Source organism: Klebsiella sp. JN_Kp122, from assembly GCF_040062085.1.
Classification (GTDB): domain Bacteria; phylum Pseudomonadota; class Gammaproteobacteria; order Enterobacterales; family Enterobacteriaceae; genus Klebsiella; species Klebsiella aerogenes.
Window position 1 is genome coordinate 1 of sequence record NZ_JBEAHW010000029.1, and the last position, 19,158, is coordinate 19,158.

Genomic DNA, 19,158 nt, shown 5'->3' on the forward strand with positions numbered 1-19,158 from the left:
GGGAAGTGTTGATGGTGATACCACGAGCTTTTTCTTCCGGCGCGTTATCGATCTGGTCGAATGCGCGAGCAGCACCGCCGTAGGTTTTAGCCAGTACGGTGGTGATTGCAGCGGTCAGAGTAGTTTTACCATGGTCAACGTGGCCGATAGTACCAACGTTGACGTGCGGTTTTGTACGTTCAAATTTTTCTTTAGACACGGCTATATTCCTTACTATAGTGCTCTCCCCTCAGGAGAGAGCACGGGACTTAGGTTTTAATCCTGTGGATTATTTACCACGGGCTTCAATAACGGCCTGAGCAACGTTGTTCGGCGCATCATCATACTTCAGGAATTCCATGGTGTATGATGCACGACCTTTGGTCAGAGAACGCAGCTGAGTTGCATATCCGAACATTTCAGACAGCGGAACTTCAGCGTGGATCTTAACGCCAGTTACTTCAGATTCTTGACCGCGCAGCATGCCGCGACGACGGCTCAAGTCACCGATTACGTCACCGGTGTTCTCTTCCGGAGTTTCTACTTCAACCTTCATGATCGGCTCAAGCAGAACTGGTTTCGCTTTCTTAAAGCCTTCTTTAAAGGCGATAGAAGCGGCCAGTTTAAACGCCAGCTCAGAGGAGTCAACGTCGTGGTAAGAACCGAAGTGCAGACGGATACCCATATCAACTACCGGGTAGCCAGCCAGCGGACCAGCTTTCAGCTGTTCCTGGATGCCTTTATCAACGGCCGGGATGTATTCGCCAGGGATTACACCACCTTTAATGTCGTTGATGAACTCGTAACCTTTCGGGTTAGAGCCCGGCTCCAGCGGGTACATGTCGATCACAACGTGACCGTACTGACCACGACCACCAGACTGCTTGGCGTGTTTACCTTCAACATCGGTAACTTTCTGGCGAATCGCTTCGCGGTAAGCAACCTGAGGTTTACCGACGTTCGCTTCAACGTTGAATTCACGCTTCATACGGTCAACGATGATGTCGAGGTGCAGTTCACCCATACCGGCGATGATGGTCTGGTTAGACTCTTCGTCAGTCCATACGCGGAATGACGGGTCTTCTTTAGCCAGACGACCCAGAGCCAGACCCATTTTTTCCTGGTCAGCTTTGGTTTTCGGCTCAACGGCGATGGAGATTACCGGCTCAGGGAATTCCATACGCTCCAGAATGATCGGCGCATCCGGGTCACACAGGGTGTCACCAGTGGTTACGTCTTTCAGACCGATAGCGGCAGCGATATCGCCCGCGCGAACTTCTTTGATCTCTTCACGTTTGTTAGCGTGCATCTGAACGATACGACCGAAACGCTCACGTGCAGCTTTCACGGAGTTCAGTACGGTATCACCAGAGTTAACCACACCGGAGTACACACGGAAGAAGGTCAGGTTACCAACGAACGGGTCGGTAGCGATTTTGAACGCCAGTGCAGAGAACGGCTCTTCGTCGCTTGCGTGACGCTCAGCCGGGGTATCTTTACCGTCGTCCAGGATGCCGTTGATTGCCGGAACATCGATCGGGGATGGCAGGTAATCAATTACCGCATCCAGCATCGCCTGAACACCTTTGTTCTTGAACGCAGAACCACAGGTTACCAGGATGATTTCGTTGTTCAGAACGCGCTGACGCAGAGCTTTTTTGATCTCTTCTTCAGTCAGTTCTTCGCCACCCAGGTATTTTTCCATCAGCTCTTCGGAAGCTTCCGCAGCGGACTCGATCAGGTTCTGGTGCCATTCGTCAGCCAGTTCCTGCATGTCAGCCGGGATATCTTCGTATTCAAAGGTAACGCCTGCATCAGCTTCGTTCCAGTTGATGGCTTTCATTTTCACCAGGTCAACAACACCGGTGAAACCTTCTTCAGCACCAATTGCCAGCTGCAGCGGAACCGGGTTCGCGCCCAGACGGGTTTTGATCTGACCAACAACTTTCAGGAAGTTCGCACCCATGCGGTCCATTTTGTTAACGAACGCAATGCGTGGAACTTTATATTTGTTTGCCTGACGCCATACGGTTTCAGACTGCGGCTGAACACCACCAACTGCGCAGTAAACCATTACCGCACCATCAAGAACACGCATGGAACGTTCTACTTCGATAGTGAAGTCAACGTGCCCCGGGGTGTCGATGATGTTTACACGGTGCGGTTCATACTGTTTAGCCATACCAGACCAGAATGCAGTAGTCGCAGCGGAAGTGATGGTGATACCACGTTCCTGCTCCTGCTCCATCCAGTCCATGGTAGCGGCGCCGTCATGAACTTCACCGATTTTGTGGTTTACACCGGTGTAGAACAGAATACGTTCGGTAGTAGTGGTTTTACCGGCGTCGATGTGCGCACTGATACCGATGTTACGGTAGCGTGCGATGGGTGTTGTACGAGCCATTTGATTCCTCGTTTATTTCTTTAGGCGTTCAGTTAAGTTATCCAGAGCGGGCGACTCATCTGAAACGCCCGCCTGGTGACTATGACTCCGAAGGGATTACCAACGGTAGTGTGCGAACGCCTTGTTGGCTTCGGCCATACGGTGAACGTCTTCACGTTTCTTAACTGCAGTACCTTTGTTGTCTGCAGCGTCAGTGAGTTCGTTCGCCAGGCGCAGAGCCATGGATTTATCACCGCGTTTACGAGCAGCTTCAACGATCCAACGCATTGCCAGGGCATTACGACGAACCGGACGTACTTCAACTGGAACCTGATAAGTAGAACCACCTACGCGGCGGGACTTAACTTCGACAGTCGGGCGCACGTTTTCGAGCGCAACTTCGAAGGCTTCCAGTTCAGTTTTACCAGAGCGCTGAGCCAGGGTCTCCAGCGCGCTGTATACGATAGTTTCTGCAGTAGATTTTTTACCATCTACCATCAGGATATTTACAAATTTAGCCAGCAGTTCTGATCCGAACTTCGGATCCGGCAGAATTTTACGCTGACCAATGACGCGACGACGTGGCATGGAAATACTCCGTTGTTAATTCAGGATTGTCCAAAACTCAAAGAGTTTAGTTTGACATTAATATAAAACGTTTGGCCTTACTTAACGGAGAACCATTAAGCCTTAGGACGCTTCACGCCGTACTTGGAGCGAGCCTGCTTACGGTCTTTAACGCCGGAGCAGTCAAGCGCACCACGAACGGTGTGGTAACGAACACCCGGAAGGTCTTTAACACGACCGCCACGGATCAGGATCACGGAGTGCTCCTGCAGGTTGTGACCTTCACCACCGATGTAGGAGGTGACTTCGAAACCGTTAGTCAGACGCACACGGCAAACTTTACGCAGTGCGGAGTTCGGTTTCTTAGGAGTGGTGGTATATACGCGAGTACATACGCCACGTTTCTGCGGGCAGGCTTCCAGCGCCGGCACGTTGCTCTTTGCAACTTTGCGCGCGCGTGGTTTGCGTACCAGCTGGTTAACTGTTGCCATTAAATAGCTCCTGGTTTTAGCTTTTGCTTCGTAAACACGTAATAAATCGCCTCATATAATATGAGGACGCAGAATTTTAGGGCGGTGCCGAAAAGGTGTCAAGAAATATACAACGATCCCGCCATTACCAGGCCAACTGACCTTCATGTTTGACCGTAAGACTGACGAAATCAGTATAGCCAACCCTGACGACACTGTCCGCAATTTGACCAGCCAGCCCGCGGGCTTCGATATCGTCTTGCAGAGCATGTAGGGTTATGGGGGCGGATTGCAGGATTTCAAGGAAACGGCCGCCGTCAATCGCCGCGACCACGCCATCGGAGAGCAGGAGCAGATCGTCGCCTGGCTTCACCAGACGCAGCATCGCGTCGATATCGACATGCCAGGGAGAGACGCTTAGAGTGTGGAGCATCTGGGCCTCAGAATCGTAGAATCACGTTGAACTCATCAAGCCGGGCGCGCAGCGCTTCTGGCTCGAGGCTTTCTACATCCACCACCCACGGCGTATCGGCGGCCAGGCCGCGCTCGCGGGCAGACGCCGCGCATAACCAACACTGTTCGATGTCATACAGCGATAACAGCTTGAAGGTGGCGATATAATCACGGGCGAGGATTTTTCCCGGCTGCTGGCCAGGGATAATCTGAAACACGCCGTCGCCGACAAAAAAGACGCCGAGGTCGTCGGTAAGCGCCGAGGTCGCCAGTAAGGCGTCCAGCCCTTCCCTGCCGGCTGCGCTGCCGTGCGGCGCGGAAGAAAATACGAAAGCCACGCGTTTCATCAGAACTGCACCATTCTATCGCAGGTTAACGACGCTTCAGCCAGCGCGCCTAACCCGCTTAAGGTAAATCCCGTCTGCAGATTATGCGCCGGCAAACCAAGCTGCTGCGCTTCGCGTTCATCGGTCACGCCGCGGCGTAGCGCCGCTGCCACGCAAATGTGCAGCGCAACGGCATGTTCATCATGCAGGCGCTGCCAGTGACGCACCAGGTCTACCTCATCGCTGGCGGGAGCCGTCAGCTGATTGGCGTTGTAGACTCCTTCACGATAGAAAAATACGCAGGCCAGTTCATGTCCTGCGTTAATAACCGCCTGCGCAAACTGCCACGCGCTACTGGCCTGCTGAGTACCGTAGGCAGGCCCGGTTACGGTGATGGCAAAACGCATTACTTATCGAGCCCCTGGAAATCTCCGCTTTTAAACTGGCGGATGTAGAGGTACACCGTGTGTTTAGAGATATTCAGGCGATCGGCTACCTGGTTAATCGCATCTTTGATATCGAAGATGCCTTTCTCGTATAGATTCAGTACGATTTGGCGGTTTTTCGCGTTATTCGATACGTTGCGATCGGCATTCACCTCTTCAATGGTGAACTCCAGCGTTTGCGCCACCAGATCATCCACCGACGAGGCGAAGTTGACCTGCGAGTTGACTTCCGGCGTCTCCGGCGGAATGAAAGTGCTCATAATCTGCGAGAACGGAACATCAAGGTTCATGTTGATACAAAGCAGACCAATCACCCGATGTTCCCGGTTGCGAATGGCGATAGTCACCGATTTCATCAGCACACCGCTTTTCGCGCGGGTAAAATAGCACTTCGATACGCTGCTATCCGCTCCCGTCATATCGTGCAGCATACGTAACGCCAGATCGGTAATCGGCGAGCCAATTTGGCGGCCGGTGTGTTCACCGTTAGCGATACGAATAGCGGAGCATTTTAAATCCTGCAGTGAGTGCAGCACGATTTCACAGTGGGAACCAATGAGCATCGCTAACCCGTCCACCACCGCTTCATAGGATTTTAGGATATCGAAGTCGGTCTGGTCGAAAGGACGTTGATCCAGCAGGTCAAGCTCGCTGGTTTCGTTGGTTAAAAGCGACCTGGACATGTAAAAAAGCACTCCTTTTCAGGAGCCTGTCGTTATCGTCAGGGCAGGCTCATCATCATTATTAAGCTATCTAAAGTAATACAGCGCCTGAGGAATTTTCCAGTTTTAATTATATCTGCAGCCAATAAAAAAGCCGCCGCCCCTGAAGGCGGCGGCTTATAGCAGATTACTTCTTAGCGTCTGCAGCCGGTGCTTCGGCAGCGGCTTCTGGCTTAGCATCAGCCTTCGGAGCCGGTTTGATGTCCAGCAGTTCTACATCGAATACCAGCGTAGAGTTAGCCGGGATACCCGGAACGCCAGTTTTGCCGTAGGCCAGATCTGGTGGGATAACCAGCTTGATTTTGCCGCCTTTTTTGATGTTTTTCAGGCCTTCGGTCCAGCCAGGAATAACGCCATCAAGACGGAAAGAGAGCGGCTCGCCGCGGGTGTAAGAGTTATCGAACTCTTTACCGTCGATCAGCGTACCTTTGTAGTTCACCACGACGGTATCGCTGTCTTTCGGCGCATCGCCAGTACCGGCTTTCTCGACTTTATACATCAGGCCGGATTTAGAGGTTTTCACGCCCTTCTCTTTAGCGAAGGCGTCACGGAACGCTTTGCCTTTGGCATCGTTCTCGGTCGCATCTTTTTCCATCTTCTGCTGAGCGGCGGTTTTCACGCGGGTCTCAAAGGACTGCAGAGTGGTTTCAATTTCTTTGTCGGACAGTTTGCTCTTATCGGCAAACGCATCCTGCACACCGGCGATCAGCTGGTCTTTATCCAGTTTGATACCCAGCTTCTCTTGTTCTTTCAGGGAGTTTTCCATGTAACGGCCGAGGGATGCACCCAGCGCATAAGCGGATTTTTGATCGTCATTTTTAAATGCCGATTTGCTGTCCGCCGCCGGTGCAGCTTTCGCTGCGGTATCGGCAGCAAAGGTCAGCGGTGCATTCAGGGCAACGGCCATCGTGGTCGCCAGCAGCGTTACTTTAAACAGTGATTTCATCCATTTCTCCAGGGCCGGGGCATCTCACCCCAGGGTTATCATAAAAAGCAAAAAACGTACTATAGAACGTTGCAGAACAAATCTACATACAGACCTACCTGAATATCGCCTCATTTCAGACTATTTTTGTATGAATTAGTTTCCTCTCTGACGTTACGATGCTGCGTTAACGCGGAAACTTGAGTAGAATCCGCCCGCAAACAAGACAGAAGAGGCGACCTATGAACGATAGCACAATGGAGACGCGTCTGGCGGAACTGGAAAGCCGACTGGCGTTTCAGGAGATCACCATCGAGGACCTCAACAAAACCGTCACGGCGCATGAAATAGAAATGGCCAAAATGCGCGAACATATGCGCTTGGTAATCGAAAAATTGAAAGCGACACAGCCGTCGCACATCGCGTCACAGTCTGAAGAGACGCCGCCTCCGCATTATTGAGACGTAAAAAAAGCGGGTTTCCCCGCTTTTTTGGCTATTCGCGCGAACGCGACGCCATTAGTGGCAACCGCAACCACCGTTACCGCAACCACCTTTGCCGTGTTCATGGTCGTGACCATGATCGTGGCCGTGGCCGCCGCAGCAACCGTCATGACCGTGGTCATGATCGTGATCGTGGCCATGAGCGCCGTGTACGTGACCGTGCTCCAGCTCTTCTGCAGTGGCTTCGCGCAGGGCGACAACTTCTACGTTGAACTTCAGATTCTGGCCAGCCAGCATGTGGTTGCCGTCAACCACCACGAAATCGTCGCCGACTTCGGTGATTTCTACCGGTACCGGACCCTGGTCGGTTTCAGCCAGGAAGCGCATGCCAACCTGCAGTTCGTCAACGCCCATGAAAACGTCTTTAGGAACGCGCTGAACCAGGTTTTCGTCATACTGGCCGTACGCGTCATTCGCGCCGACTTCGACATCAAATTTGTCGCCCACTTCGTGGCCGTTTAATGCGTTTTCCAGGCCGGAAATCAGGGAACCGTGACCATGCAGGTAGTCCAGCGGCGCACTCACCGGAGACTCATCAACCAACACACCGTCTTCTGTACGTACCTGATAGGCCAGGCTGACCACCAGGTCTTTTGCTACTTTCATGATATCTCCTGAGCATGGGAAGAATAGTGGCGCAGATTGTAGCGGAATTCTGCAGCCGTGTACCCTTTAGCTTAAAAAAAGGCGACAGATAACGCTAGTCCGGATGAAAAATGCCGATCACTTGCTCTTCTTTACGAACGTGCTCACGGACCTCTTTATCGGCCTCGCGCATCTGATGTCCGCACTTAACGCACTCAACAATATCGACATTATTCTCGCGCCACATCGCCAGTGAATCCTGCGCCTGGCACGCCGGGCATTTTGCGCCGGCAATAAAACGTTTACGTACCGCCATTTTGCTCTACCTTCTATTCAAACTCGTCCCAGCCGTCCAGCTGCCGGCTTTCTTTCTGCATTTCACGCTCAAAAATCTCTTCCAGCTCGCGCCGGGCTTCCCGCACGCGGGATATCTGTACGGTATCAGTATGCACCGGCATTAACTCGCGCAGCATTCGCATATCGAGGCGTCGAAAGTGCAACTGCGCGCGCTGCGCCTGATGCGGATGCATTCCCAGGGTCACCAGCGCCTTGCGCCCCAATTCCAGGGCGCTGGAGAAGGTTTCTCGCGAGAACTGCGTCACGCCCGCCTGTAATAGCTCATGCGCCTCTACGCGCCCCCGCGCACGCGCCAGAATATGGAGGTGGGGAAAATGCTGTTGGCACATCTCCACCAGCTTCATGGTATCTTCCGGCTCGTTGCAGGTAATCACAATAGACTGCGCCTCTTCCGCCCCCGCCGAACGCAGCAGCTCAAGCTGCGTCGCATCGCCGAAATAGACTTTGTAGCCATATTTGCGCATCAGGTTGACCGCGCTGATATCGCGTTCAAGCACGGTAATACGCATTTTATTGGCCATCAGCAGGCGCCCAATCACCTGACCAAAACGCCCGAAGCCGACGATAATCACCTGCGGCTTATCATCCTCGACCCATGGCGCCTCATCGGCATCCTCCGCCGGGTTAAGCCGTCGCGACAGCACTTTATCAATGACCTTCATCAGGAGCGGCGTGGTCATCATCGATAAGGTTACGGTAACTAGTAGCAGCGCCATTTGATCGTTATGGAACAGCTTCTGCGAAGCCGGCATGGAAAAGAGAACAAAGGCGAACTCGCCGCCCTGGCTCAATACTCCGGCGAACTGCGTGCGCTCGGAGCTGCGCAAACCATATACCCGGGCCAATACATAAAGCACCAGCGCTTTAACCGCCACCAGAGCGGCAACGCTCAGCGCGACCCACAGCAAATGGGTGTAGAGCACGCCAAGATTCAGCGCCATGCCGACGGAGATAAAAAACAGCCCCAGCAGCAAGCCTTTAAACGGCTCAATAGCGATTTCCAGCTCGTGGCGATATTCGCTTTCCGCCAGCAGCACGCCGGCGATAAACGTCCCCAGCGCCATTGACAGCCCCAGGGCGTCCATAAACAGCGCGGAGCCCAGCACCAGCAGCAGCGTGGCAGCGGTAAATACCTCACGCACGCCGGAACCGGCGATAAAGCGGAAAACCGGGCGCAGCAGAAAACGGCCGCCAATCAGCATGCCGGCGAAAGCCAGCACCTTCATCCCCACCGACATCCAGTTGAAGTTATCGTCGCCGTGTCCGGCGAGCAGCGGGACCAGCGCCAGCGCCGGGATCACCGCTAAATCCTGAAATAACAGAACTGAAAAGCCCAGCTGGCCGGATTCGTTACGGCTCATTCCCTTCTCGCGCATCAGCTGCAGCGCCATTGCGGTAGAGGACATTGCTAACCCAATACCGCCCACCACGGCCGCCTGCCACGAAAACCCGGTGACCACCAGCAATCCGCCGAGGATCGCCGCGCTAAACAGCACCTGCGCCGCGCCGACGCCGAATATCGAGTTGCGCAGTTGCCACAGTTTGGCCGGATTAAGCTCAAGGCCGATGATGAACATCAGGAATACAACGCCCAGCTCGGAAAAGTGAAGAATTTCATCCACATCGCTAATAAAGCCAAGCCCCCACGGGCCAATTGCAATCCCGGCCAGCAGGTAGCCGAGCACGGCGCCAATGCCCAGCCGGGCCGCCAGCGGTACCGCCACCACGGCGGCAAACAAAAACAGTACCCCTGCTAATAGCAAATCAGCTCCCGCCATTGACGCCTCCTGTAGCAACAGGATTCGCGAGCCAATCGCGATATGCGCGGGCGTGGCTTTGCAAATCTTCCGGCCGCTGTCGGCGCGCCCAGTAGACAATAATCGGACTCAGCCAGTGCATGCGGCACATGCCGGCCGTTAACTCAAAAGGGCGCAGAATATCATTCATCGGATAGCGATTAGCATCGCGGCGGTAAGCGCTCTCCGGCTCGCCGGTGGTGATCACGCTACGCCAGTACTTTCCCGCCAGTTGATTTCCTCCCGCGCCGCTGGCGAAGCCGCGGCTCAGCACCCGGTCCAGCCACTCTTTCAACAATGCCGGGCAGCTCCACGTATACAGCGGATGTTGGAAAACAATCACCTGGTGCTGACGCAGGAGATCCTGCTCATGGGCGATATCAATAAAAAAATCTGGATAGTGCGCATAAAGATCGTGCACGGTGACATTCGGCAACTGTAAGGCCGGTTCAAGCAAAACCCGGTTGGCCACGGAATCCTGAGATTCTGGGTGGGCATACAGCAGCAACACTTTCGCTGTCTGAGACATCATTCCCCTCCCGAACGTCATCTGGCGGCTTGCGAAGCGGCTGCGTCTCGACGCAACCAGAATGACTTTGTCTATCGTCTTCATTTTGGGCTACCATTGCGGCCCTATGGAGCGTTTCGCTTCCACACTACATTATCATAAAGACAAATTAACATAGTCTGAACATACGGCGCCTTATGATTGTTTTCTCCTCGTTACAAATTCGTCGCGGCGTACGCGTCCTGCTGGACAACGCCACCGCCACCATCAATCCTGGCCAGAAGGTCGGTCTGGTGGGTAAAAACGGCTGCGGTAAATCTACGTTGCTTTCGCTTTTGAAAAACGAGATAAGCGCCGACGGCGGCTCCATGACCTTCCCGAGCAACTGGCAGCTGGCGTGGGTTAATCAGGAAACGCCGGCCCTGCCGCAACCGGCTATTGATTATGTTATTGATGGCGATCGCGAGTTCCGCAAGCTGGAAGCCGATTTACAGCAGGCCAATGAGCGCGACGACGGCCACGCCATCGCTACCGTCCACGGTAAGCTGGATGCCATTGACGCCTGGACTATTCGTTCCCGCGCCGCCAGCCTGCTACACGGCCTTGGTTTCAGTAACGAGCAGCTTGAGCGCCCGGTCAGTGATTTCTCCGGCGGCTGGCGTATGCGCTTAAACCTCGCGCAGGCGCTGATCTGCCGTTCCGACCTGCTGCTGCTCGACGAACCGACCAACCACCTCGATCTTGATGCGGTGATCTGGCTGGAAAAATGGCTGAAAGGCTATACCGGTACGCTGATCCTGATTTCCCACGATCGTGATTTCCTCGATCCGATCGTCGATAAAATTATTCATATCGAACAGCAAACGATGTTCGAATACACCGGTAACTACAGCTCGTTTGAAATCCAGCGCGCGACCCGTCTGTCGCAGCAGCAGGCCATGTATGAAAGCCAGCAGCAGCGCGTAGCCCACTTGCAGAGCTATATCGACCGCTTCCGCGCCAAGGCCACCAAAGCGAAGCAGGCGCAGAGCCGTATCAAAATGCTTGAGCGCATGGAGCTTATCGCTCCGGCGCACGTCGATAACCCGTTCCACTTCAGCTTCCGCGCGCCGGAAAGCCTGCCGAACCCGTTACTCAAGATGGAAAAAGTCAGCGCCGGCTACGGCGAACGGATTATTCTCGACTCCATCAAGCTGAACCTGGTGCCCGGTTCGCGTATCGGTCTGCTGGGGCGCAACGGCGCCGGTAAATCAACGCTGATTAAGCTGCTGGCCGGTGAGTTACAGCCGCTGTCCGGTGAAATTGGCCTGGCGAAAGGGATTAAGCTCGGTTACTTCGCCCAGCATCAGCTCGAATTCCTGCGCGCCGATGAGTCGCCGATACAGCATCTGGCCCGCCTGGCGCCGCAGGAGCTGGAACAAAAACTGCGCGACTACCTCGGCGGCTTTGGATTCCAGGGGGATAAAGTCAGCGAAGAGACCCGCCGTTTCTCCGGCGGTGAAAAAGCGCGCCTGGTGCTGGCGTTAATCGTCTGGCAGCGCCCTAACCTACTGCTGCTCGATGAACCGACCAACCACCTTGATCTTGATATGCGTCAGGCCTTAACCGAAGCGCTGATCGACTTCGAAGGGGCGCTGGTCGTGGTCTCGCACGATCGTCACCTGATCCGCTCCACTACTGACGATCTGTACCTCGTACACGACGGTAAAGTTGAGCCGTTTGATGGCGATCTGGAAGATTATCAGCAGTGGCTGAGTGATTCGCAGAAGCAGGAAAACCAGGCCTCTGAAGCGCCGAAGGATAACGGCAACAGCGCGCAGGCGCGTAAGGATCAAAAACGCCGCGAAGCCGAACTGCGCACGCAAACGCAACCGCTGCGTAAAGAGATCGCCCGGCTGGAAAAAGAGATGGATAAACTCAACGCGCAGCTGGCGCAGGCGGAAGAGAAACTGGGCGACAGCGAGTTATATGACGCCTCGCGCAAAGCGGAATTAACCGCGTGCCTGCAGCAGCAGGCGAGCGCCAAATCAGGGCTCGAAGAGTGTGAAATGGCGTGGCTGGACGCGCAGGAACAGCTGGAGCGGATGCTGCAGGAAGGTTAATGCAAGACAGTGACAACAAAAGGCGGGATATCCCGCCTTTTTTCATTCGCCTGGCATCAACGCTGCGCCGCCAGCCGGGCGCGGATCTGTGACAATGATTCGTAACCAAACAGCTGGCCATCAAGGAAACGAGTGGTTAGCTCTCCCTGACCTTCTTGCTCCTGGCTTTGATCGTCATGCAGCCGTAGCTCGCCGCTGGCATCGCGCGCTACGCGTAACAGCCCGCGCGCAGAACGTTTCAGGCCGTTGTCGGTTTTTGGCTCCTTAAAGAGCGCTCTTCCTTCGCCATTCACTTCCCCCCAGGTGGCTTTCATCGCAAAGCCGAAAGTATCACGCGTATTGTACTGGTAGGTATATGAACCCACCCCGAATACCACGTTAGCGCTGGCAAAGCCTTTAGCTTCCAGGCGACGCAGGATCTCATCCGCTCTCGCAAGCGTAATAGAATCGCCATAAATCAGACCTACGTGGGGGTCCAGCACCTTATACCCCTTCTCGTTAATCGTCCCGCCAAAGATTTCCCACAGCACCTCAACCGAACCTTTCTCCTCGGCGCGACGATCGCTGCGGGTATCATCATCGGCGGCAGTGCCGCAGAGGATAGCCACCGGATCGCCGCTGTCCGGTCGGAATACCACACGTCCCTGGCGTTGCATAATGACGGCTTTCAGTTCGCGGGTATACTCGGTCAGTACCTGCCAGTAATCCCAGGTATCGGAAACAATAGAGACAAACCCCTGCGGGTGGACGTCAGCGATGAGCCGGCGAAAAGTTTCTATCTCCCGAGCCCGCTCGCCCATACACATCACGCTATGCTCGGTAGCGGGGATGCTGGCGCCGATCGTGTCTTCTTCACCCCGAGTATAGTAATCACGAGCGTAGAGCAGCGCAGGCAGGCTATCCGTCCCTTTAAAGCTAATCAGATGTCCGCTGCCAGACTGTGCGGCGTCATGTAGCCCGGACATGCCGCGAAACGAAAAGTCGTGGCATTGAAAATCCAGATGTGTCAAATCGCTACAGGTTTGCTCCGCCCAGCGTTCGCAGATCAGACGATAGTGATGCGCGATAGTGGCATTAGTTGACGTTTTCCACAGTTCTGCCGAAAGGACCGTCTCCAGATAGTTCACCAGCCAGAAAAACTGCGGCAGGGTATTGGTGATGGTTAAAACCGGTACCTTCATCGGCACTTTCGTGCCCTCATCCAGCGCTTTGATGTGCAGCGGCAGGTAGCCTAGCTGATGCAGCTCGCGGATATGATCTACCGCGACACTATCCCGTCCCAGGTAGCCGTCCATAACCTGCTTATACTCGCTGACCACTTCCTCTTCCGGACGAGCGAAAAAGCCCTCGTTAAACAGATCGATGAGGAACCACTGTAAAAAACCCTGTAAGCCGAAGAATACCAACTTGCCATCCGCTAGCGGCGACTGAAAGAAACGGTCGCCGCGCGGCGTAAAATTCGAATAGACCTTAGTCGTCCCCTGTGGATACTGAACGCGATGGGAAACTTTATAACCATCGATAGCCAGAATCGGATTCATTTTCATTTTGTTATCCCCAATAAGCGCGGTAAATGGTATCAATATCAATCAGTTCCAGCTGTGGATGGACTAAAGCCGCAGAGGCATAAGAGGTGGTGGAGTAAATAGCATCGATGCCATTATTCAATAGATGCGTAATGCCTTTAGAAAAGACGCCATGCGTCACGTACAGGCTAACGCTACGCGCGCCGGCGTCACGCAGGACCTGCGCCGAGCCGATAAACGTTCCACCGGCATCGCAAAGATCATCAACGATCAGTACCGCTTTACCCGCCACCTCTCCGGCCAGCAGCGAAAAGCCTGTTAACGCGCCGCTAGCGACATCTCGCTCCTTACTGAGGATCGCAAACTCGCTGGCGCCACAGGCTTTAGCGACATACTGAATTTTCTTTAACGCTCCAGCATCCGGCGCCACCAGCATTAACTCCCCGGCGGCGATGGCACGTCGCAGATGGGAGTTCTGCAGCAGGCACTGTTGTTGGCTAATCGCGACCAGGTTGTTTACCGCCGCCGCCGCGGCCTCACTATGCGGGTCGAGGACTACAATTTTGTCGAATCCCAGTGTATTCAGCTGCTGTGCAAAAACTTTCAGCGCAAAGCTGTCGCCTGGCACCATATGGCGATCCTGGCGCGCCCACGGCAGCCATGGCAGCTCCAGATGGCTGAAGGCGACATCGGTCACATGGCGAACGGCCTCCACCAACTGGGCCAGCAGCATAAAATCATTCATATCACGTAGCGCGACCGCCCGAATGCGCATTAACGCGGCGGAGGCCGGCAGCTCACCGGTCACTTTCAGCCAGCCTGCGCCATCAGGGAAGACGCCGCTGGCAAGGGTTACCGCTGTATCGTCCAGCAAAAGTGTGAATTTTTCGCTCATGATGGCCTCCTCGCCTAAATTATGTCTCTTGGACACAATTGATAATGTCCTTAAGACACTATTCATGCAAGCATTAAATATCGTTCCGCGATGAAAAAGAATTAACCCGTTGAAAGATAGAAGGAAAAAATAGCCACTTGCCGCTCTGAAGGGGGCTGGTACACTTGTCGGCGTTCTTATTGCGCAGCGAGCATGTTATGACCACCGACGCCGATTACCTCAACCACTACGACGCCAGCCGTTTTCCTTCACCGCTGGTGACCGTCGACAGCGTGCTGTTTACCCTTCATCAGGGAGCGCTGTGCGTACTGTTGGTTGAACGCGCGAATCCGCCACAGCAAGGCGCATGGGGGCTGCCCGGCGGATTTATCGATATGGCCCACGATGAGTCCACCCGCACTACGGCGCTGCGGAAGCTGACGGAAAAAACCGGCATTTCCCCGTCATGGCTGGAGCAGTTCGGTACCTTTTCCGGACCGGACCGCGATCCGCGCGGTTGGAGCCTGACCGTTGCCTGGTTCGCGCTAATCGCCTGGGTCGATTGTCAGCCGCATATCGCCAGCGTCAGCGACGCCCGCTGGGTGCCGGTCCAGCAGCTTGATGAGTATCACCTTGCCTTCGATCATCGGCAGATAGTCAGCGCCGCGCTGGAGCGCCTGCGCCAGAAAACGATGTATTCGTTATTGCCTGTTTACTGTTTGGGGGATACCTTTACCCACGGTCAGTTGCAGGAAGCGACCGAAATCATCCTCGGCCAGCCGATTCAGCGTAAAAGCCTAATCCGCCGTTTTGAGGCCTCCGGCATGTTCGAAGAAACCGGAGAAACGCTGGCGACAGGGGCGCGAAAGGCGCGATTGTGGCGGCTCAAGCCCGGTGCGGATATCCACCTCTTCTCGCGCAATCTGCTTGCCGATTAGCCGCAAGACCACATATTGGCTAACCGCCCACTTTTATGCGCGGTATAGTGTTCTAAAAGTTTCTTAATAATCCTGGTACTATGGTTGAAATAACCCCGACAGCAGTGACGCCCCCCGATAACGATTCGCGCGAATTCCATCCGATGCGCGGCGTGGGCAATCGTCATCTGCAAACCATGCTGCCGCGGATCATCCGCCGCAAGCTCCGATTTACGCCGCACTGGCAGCGTCTTGAGCTGCCGGATGGCGATTTCGTCGATCTGGCCTGGAGCGAAGACCCTGCTGGCGCGCGCCACAAACCGCGGCTGGTGGTTTTTCACGGTCTGGAAGGCAGCCTGCATAGCCCTTACGCCCACGGTTTAATTCACGCCGCCATGCAGCGCGGCTGGCTCGGGGTGGTGATGCATTTTCGCGGCTGCAGCGGCGAGCCGAATCGCAACAGTCGTATTTATCACTCTGGCGAAACGGAAGACGGCACCTGGTTCCTGCACTGGTTGCGGCGTGAATTCGGCGCCGCGCCGACGGCGGCGGTAGGCTATTCGCTTGGCGGCAACATGCTGGGCTGTCTGCTGGCGAAAGAAGGCGACAATATTCCGCTCGATGCGGCCGTGATTGTCTCGGCGCCCTTTATGCTGGAAGCCTGCAGCTACCATATGGATAAAGGATTTTCGCGCGTCTATCAGCGTTACCTGCTCAACCTGCTGAAAGCCAACGCCTCGCGCAAGCTGAAAGCCTATCCAGGCTCGCTGCCGGTGGATCTTCGCCAGCTCAAAAGCATGCGCCGCATCCGCGAATTCGACGACATGATCACCGCCAAAATCCACGGTTTCGCCGATGCGCTAGACTATTACCGACAGTGCAGCGCGATGCCGCGCTTAAGCGATATCACCAAGCCGACGCTGATCATTCACGCAAAAGACGATCCATTTATGGACCATCATTCAATACCGCCGCAGGAACAGCTGCCGGCTAACGTCGAATATCAGCTCACGGAACAAGGCGGCCACGTTGGCTTTGTCGGCGGTACGCTGCGAAAACCGCAAATGTGGCTGGAGCAACGTATTCCGGATTGGTTAACCCGCTGGCTGGGAGGACAAGCATGATTATTCCCTGGCAGGATCTCGATCCCGAAACGCTGGATAATCTGATTGAAAGCTTTGTGTTGCGCGAAGGCACCGATTATGGTGAACATGAACGTTCGCTTGCCGATAAAGTCGCCGATGTAAAACAGCAGCTTAAAACCGGGGAGGCCGTACTGGTGTGGTCAGAACTGCACGAGACGGTCAACATCATGCCCCGCAAGATGTTTAACGGCTAAGCGCCATGCCCCTCTAACCGCGAGAGCCTGGCGCGATACGGCGACACACCATCACTTAATCAGGGAGTTGTTATGTCTGCCAAACATCCAGTGATCGCAGTCACGGGCTCCAGCGGCGCGGGCACCACCACCACCAGCCTCGCGTTTCGCAAAATTTTCTCGCAGCTGAACCTGCATGCCGCGGAGGTCGAAGGGGATAGCTTCCATCGCTATACTCGCCCGGAAATGGACATGGCGATCCGCAAAGCGCGCGATCAGGGCAAACACATCAGCTACTTCGGCCCGGAAGCCAACGACTTCAGCCTGCTTGAACGCACCTTTTTAGAGTACGGCGAATTCGGCAAGGGCCAGTCGCGAAAATATCTCCATACCTATGATGAAGCGGTTCCCTGGAATCAGGTTCCCGGCACCTTTACCCCGTGGCAGCCGCTGCCTGAACCGACCGACGTGCTGTTTTATGAGGGGCTGCACGGCGGCGTGGTGACGCCGCAGCATGACGTGGCGAAACATGTCGACCTGCTGGTCGGCGTGGTGCCGATCGTCAACCTCGAATGGATTCAGAAGCTCATTCGCGATACCAGCGAACGAGGCCATTCGCGCGAAGCGGTGATGGACTCAGTGGTGCGTTCGATGGAGGACTACATCAATTTCATCACCCCCCAGTTCTCACGTACCCATATCAACTTCCAGCGCGTGCCGACGGTCGATACCTCGAATCCGTTTGCCGCCAAAGGTATTCCATCGCTCGACGAAAGCTTCGTGGTGATTCACTTCCGCAATTTGCAGGGGATTGATTATCCCTGGCTGTTGGCGATGCTACAGGGGTCGTTTATCTCGCATATGAACACCCTGGTGGTGCCGGGCGGTAAGATGGGGCTGGCGATGGAGCTCATTATGGCGCCGCTGGTCGAGCGCTTGATGGAAGGCAAAACCATTAGTTAAGGGCAAAATAAAACCCCGGTCGCCGTGCTGCCGGGGTTAGTGTCCCGCTACGTCAATTCGCCTCAGGCTTCGATGACTTCGTAAGAGTGGGTGATGTTGACCGCCTTTTCCAGCATCAACGCCACCGAGCAGTACTTCTCCGCGGATAAATCCACCGCACGGGACACCGCCGCATCCTTCAGCTCTTTACCGGTGACGATAAAGTGCAGATTGATATGAGTGAACAGGCGCGGCGCCTCTTCACGGCGTTCGGAGGTCAGCTTCACTTCGCAGTTAGTGACGTTTTGACGCCCTTTTTGCAGGATAGACACCACGTCAATTGCGCTACAGCCGCCCGCCGCCATTAACACCATCTCCATCGGGCTGGGCGCTTTGTCCCCGGAGTTGCCATCCATTAAAATCTGGTGGCCGGAGGCCGACTCACCGATGAAGGTTAGACCTTCCACCCATTTCACACGCGCTTGCATAAAATTTAACTCCGCTGTTGCAATTTTCCTGACAGATTACGCGCACATAACAAATCTCGCAACGGAAGGCGACCTGGGTCATGCTGAAGCGAGACACCAGGAGACATGCGGTGAAAGCTATGCTAAAACAGTCTGGATGCTACAGTAATACATTGATGTACCGCATGTATGCTGAGGAGTTCACATTACAGGCTGCATAAATTGAGCAGCCAGCTTCCCAGGCATAGGGAAAAAATACGATTGCATGCCCGGATGCCGTGTAGTGTCGGCGTCCGGAGATAGCTTATAACAGAGGATAACCGCGCATGGTGCTTGGCAAACCGCAAACAGACCCTACCCTTGAATGGTTCTTGTCTCATTGCCACATTCATAAGTACCCATCAAAGAGCACGCTGATTCACCAGGGTGAGAAAGCGGAAACGCTTTACTACATCGTAAAAGGCTCCGTGGCTGTACTCATCAAGGATGAAGAAGGTAAAGAGATGATCCTCTCTTACCTCAACCAGGGCGATTTCATCGGTGAATTAGGCCTGTTTGAAGAAGGTCAGGAACGTAGTGCCTGGGTACGTGCGAAAACCGCATGTGAAGTGGCCGAGATCTCTTACAAAAAATTCCGTCAGTTAATCCAGGTGAACCCGGACATCCTGATGCGCCTTTCTTCGCAGATGGCGCGTCGTCTGCAGGTCACTTCCGAGAAAGTCGGTAACCTTGCTTTCCTCGACGTGACGGGCCGTATCGCTCAGACCTTACTGAATCTGGCGAAACAGCCTGATGCCATGACTCACCCGGACGGGATGCAGATCAAAATCACCCGCCAGGAAATTGGCCAGATCGTCGGTTGCTCTCGTGAAACCGTCGGCCGTATTCTGAAGATGCTGGAAGATCAAAACCTGATCTCGGCACACGGTAAAACTATCGTCGTCTACGGTACCCGTTAAGTCGCTAAACGGCGTATTGCTCCGCGCAGTACG

At 54.6% G+C, this 19,158-nt stretch carries 23 protein-coding genes; 7 read left to right on the forward strand and 16 right to left on the reverse strand.

From position 1 onward, the window contains the following. The 9 genes from ABLU78_RS12895 to fkpA form a co-directional block, all read right to left on the reverse strand. The coding region (locus ABLU78_RS12895) for a GTP-binding protein (RefSeq protein WP_000031657.1) at positions 1–199 on the reverse strand (199 nt) is incomplete at its 3' end. A gap of 69 nt (positions 200–268) precedes the next feature. Beyond that, positions 269–2,383: an elongation factor G gene (fusA, locus tag ABLU78_RS12900; protein ID WP_015369417.1), complete on the reverse strand. Its 2,115-nt coding sequence runs from the start codon at positions 2,381–2,383 to the stop codon at positions 269–271. Positions 2,384–2,479: 96 nt separating this feature from the next. Next, a complete protein-coding gene (gene rpsG, locus ABLU78_RS12905; protein WP_015369416.1) occupies positions 2,480–2,950 on the reverse strand; it encodes a 30S ribosomal protein S7 in 471 nt (156 codons plus the stop codon). Between the two features lie 95 nt (positions 2,951–3,045). Then, positions 3,046–3,420 carry a 30S ribosomal protein S12 gene (rpsL, locus tag ABLU78_RS12910; protein ID WP_000246815.1) on the reverse strand — a complete coding sequence of 125 codons (375 nt, stop codon included), beginning with the start codon at positions 3,418–3,420 and terminating at the stop codon, positions 3,046–3,048. 124 nt (positions 3,421–3,544) lie between these two features. Next, on the reverse strand, positions 3,545–3,832 hold the full coding sequence (gene tusB / locus ABLU78_RS12915; protein ID WP_015369415.1) for a sulfurtransferase complex subunit TusB: 288 nt from the start codon (positions 3,830–3,832) through the stop codon (positions 3,545–3,547). 7 nt (positions 3,833–3,839) lie between these two features. Beyond that, positions 3,840–4,199 carry a sulfurtransferase complex subunit TusC gene (gene tusC, locus ABLU78_RS12920; RefSeq protein ID WP_015369414.1) on the reverse strand — a complete coding sequence of 120 codons (360 nt, stop codon included), beginning with the start codon at positions 4,197–4,199 and terminating at the stop codon, positions 3,840–3,842. After that, entirely contained in the window at positions 4,199–4,585 is a 387-nt protein-coding gene (gene tusD / locus ABLU78_RS12925; protein WP_015703643.1) for a sulfurtransferase complex subunit TusD, read from the reverse strand. Before tusD ends, tusC begins: the two co-directional genes overlap by 1 nt. Further along, on the reverse strand, positions 4,585–5,307 hold the full coding sequence (locus tag ABLU78_RS12930; RefSeq protein ID WP_004868391.1) for a transcriptional regulator: 723 nt from the start codon (positions 5,305–5,307) through the stop codon (positions 4,585–4,587). The genes tusD and ABLU78_RS12930 overlap by 1 nt, the downstream gene beginning before the upstream one ends. A 166-nt stretch (positions 5,308–5,473) precedes the next feature. Then, positions 5,474–6,292: an FKBP-type peptidyl-prolyl cis-trans isomerase gene (fkpA, locus tag ABLU78_RS12935; protein WP_015369412.1), complete on the reverse strand. Its 819-nt coding sequence runs from the start codon at positions 6,290–6,292 to the stop codon at positions 5,474–5,476. Between the two features lie 221 nt (positions 6,293–6,513). Between fkpA and ABLU78_RS12940 the strand changes: the two genes are divergently transcribed. Further along, a complete protein-coding gene (locus ABLU78_RS12940) occupies positions 6,514–6,732 on the forward strand; it encodes a protein SlyX (protein ID WP_015703644.1) in 219 nt (72 codons plus the stop codon). A gap of 57 nt (positions 6,733–6,789) precedes the next feature. On the opposite strand, the gene slyD is transcribed toward ABLU78_RS12940, so the two are convergent. The 4 genes from slyD to kefG all read right to left on the reverse strand — a co-directional run bounded on the left by slyD (position 6,790) and on the right by kefG (position 10,044). After that, positions 6,790–7,380: a peptidylprolyl isomerase gene (slyD, locus tag ABLU78_RS12945; protein ID WP_015369410.1), complete on the reverse strand. Its 591-nt coding sequence runs from the start codon at positions 7,378–7,380 to the stop codon at positions 6,790–6,792. 94 nt (positions 7,381–7,474) lie between these two features. Then, on the reverse strand, positions 7,475–7,675 hold the full coding sequence (locus tag ABLU78_RS12950) for a YheV family putative zinc ribbon protein (RefSeq protein WP_004106389.1): 201 nt from the start codon (positions 7,673–7,675) through the stop codon (positions 7,475–7,477). 13 nt (positions 7,676–7,688) lie between these two features. Then, positions 7,689–9,494 carry a glutathione-regulated potassium-efflux system protein KefB gene (gene kefB / locus ABLU78_RS12955; protein ID WP_045361156.1) on the reverse strand — a complete coding sequence of 602 codons (1,806 nt, stop codon included), beginning with the start codon at positions 9,492–9,494 and terminating at the stop codon, positions 7,689–7,691. Beyond that, positions 9,481–10,044 carry a glutathione-regulated potassium-efflux system ancillary protein KefG gene (kefG, locus tag ABLU78_RS12960; protein WP_015369408.1) on the reverse strand — a complete coding sequence of 188 codons (564 nt, stop codon included), beginning with the start codon at positions 10,042–10,044 and terminating at the stop codon, positions 9,481–9,483. The genes kefB and kefG overlap by 14 nt, the downstream gene beginning before the upstream one ends. A 173-nt stretch (positions 10,045–10,217) precedes the next feature. On the opposite strand from kefG, the gene ABLU78_RS12965 reads away from it, so the two are divergent. Then, entirely contained in the window at positions 10,218–12,122 is a 1,905-nt protein-coding gene (locus tag ABLU78_RS12965) for an ABC transporter ATP-binding protein (RefSeq protein ID WP_015703646.1), read from the forward strand. A 56-nt stretch (positions 12,123–12,178) separates the two neighbouring features. Here the strand turns inward: ABLU78_RS12965 and ABLU78_RS12970 are convergent, their stop codons facing one another. Next, positions 12,179–13,669 (reverse strand): nicotinate phosphoribosyltransferase, encoded by a 1,491-nt coding sequence (locus ABLU78_RS12970; protein ID WP_042893925.1) that lies wholly within the window; start codon positions 13,667–13,669, stop codon positions 12,179–12,181. Positions 13,670–13,673: 4 nt separating this feature from the next. Then, positions 13,674–14,543 carry a ribose-phosphate diphosphokinase gene (prs, locus tag ABLU78_RS12975; protein ID WP_032715190.1) on the reverse strand — a complete coding sequence of 290 codons (870 nt, stop codon included), beginning with the start codon at positions 14,541–14,543 and terminating at the stop codon, positions 13,674–13,676. A 197-nt stretch (positions 14,544–14,740) separates the two neighbouring features. Here prs and ABLU78_RS12980 point away from each other — a divergent pair, with 197 nt between their 5' ends. From ABLU78_RS12980 to ABLU78_RS12995, 4 genes are all read left to right on the forward strand, one after another. After that, positions 14,741–15,460, forward strand: coding sequence for an NUDIX domain-containing protein (locus ABLU78_RS12980; protein WP_047043185.1), 720 nt, complete (start codon positions 14,741–14,743; stop codon positions 15,458–15,460). Between the two features lie 80 nt (positions 15,461–15,540). Next, positions 15,541–16,563: a hydrolase gene (locus tag ABLU78_RS12985; protein ID WP_015703647.1), complete on the forward strand. Its 1,023-nt coding sequence runs from the start codon at positions 15,541–15,543 to the stop codon at positions 16,561–16,563. Further along, on the forward strand, positions 16,560–16,778 hold the full coding sequence (locus ABLU78_RS12990) for a YheU family protein (RefSeq protein ID WP_015369405.1): 219 nt from the start codon (positions 16,560–16,562) through the stop codon (positions 16,776–16,778). The genes ABLU78_RS12985 and ABLU78_RS12990 overlap by 4 nt, the downstream gene beginning before the upstream one ends. A gap of 72 nt (positions 16,779–16,850) precedes the next feature. Continuing rightward, entirely contained in the window at positions 16,851–17,720 is an 870-nt protein-coding gene (locus ABLU78_RS12995) for a phosphoribulokinase (RefSeq protein WP_015369404.1), read from the forward strand. Positions 17,721–17,782: 62 nt separating this feature from the next. Here the strand turns inward: ABLU78_RS12995 and ABLU78_RS13000 are convergent, their stop codons facing one another. Then, on the reverse strand, positions 17,783–18,187 hold the full coding sequence (locus tag ABLU78_RS13000; RefSeq protein WP_015703648.1) for an OsmC family protein: 405 nt from the start codon (positions 18,185–18,187) through the stop codon (positions 17,783–17,785). Positions 18,188–18,492: 305 nt separating this feature from the next. Between ABLU78_RS13000 and crp the strand changes: the two genes are divergently transcribed. Further along, a complete protein-coding gene (crp, locus tag ABLU78_RS13005) occupies positions 18,493–19,125 on the forward strand; it encodes a cAMP-activated global transcriptional regulator CRP (protein WP_000242758.1) in 633 nt (210 codons plus the stop codon). Positions 19,126–19,158 lie beyond the last annotated feature (33 nt).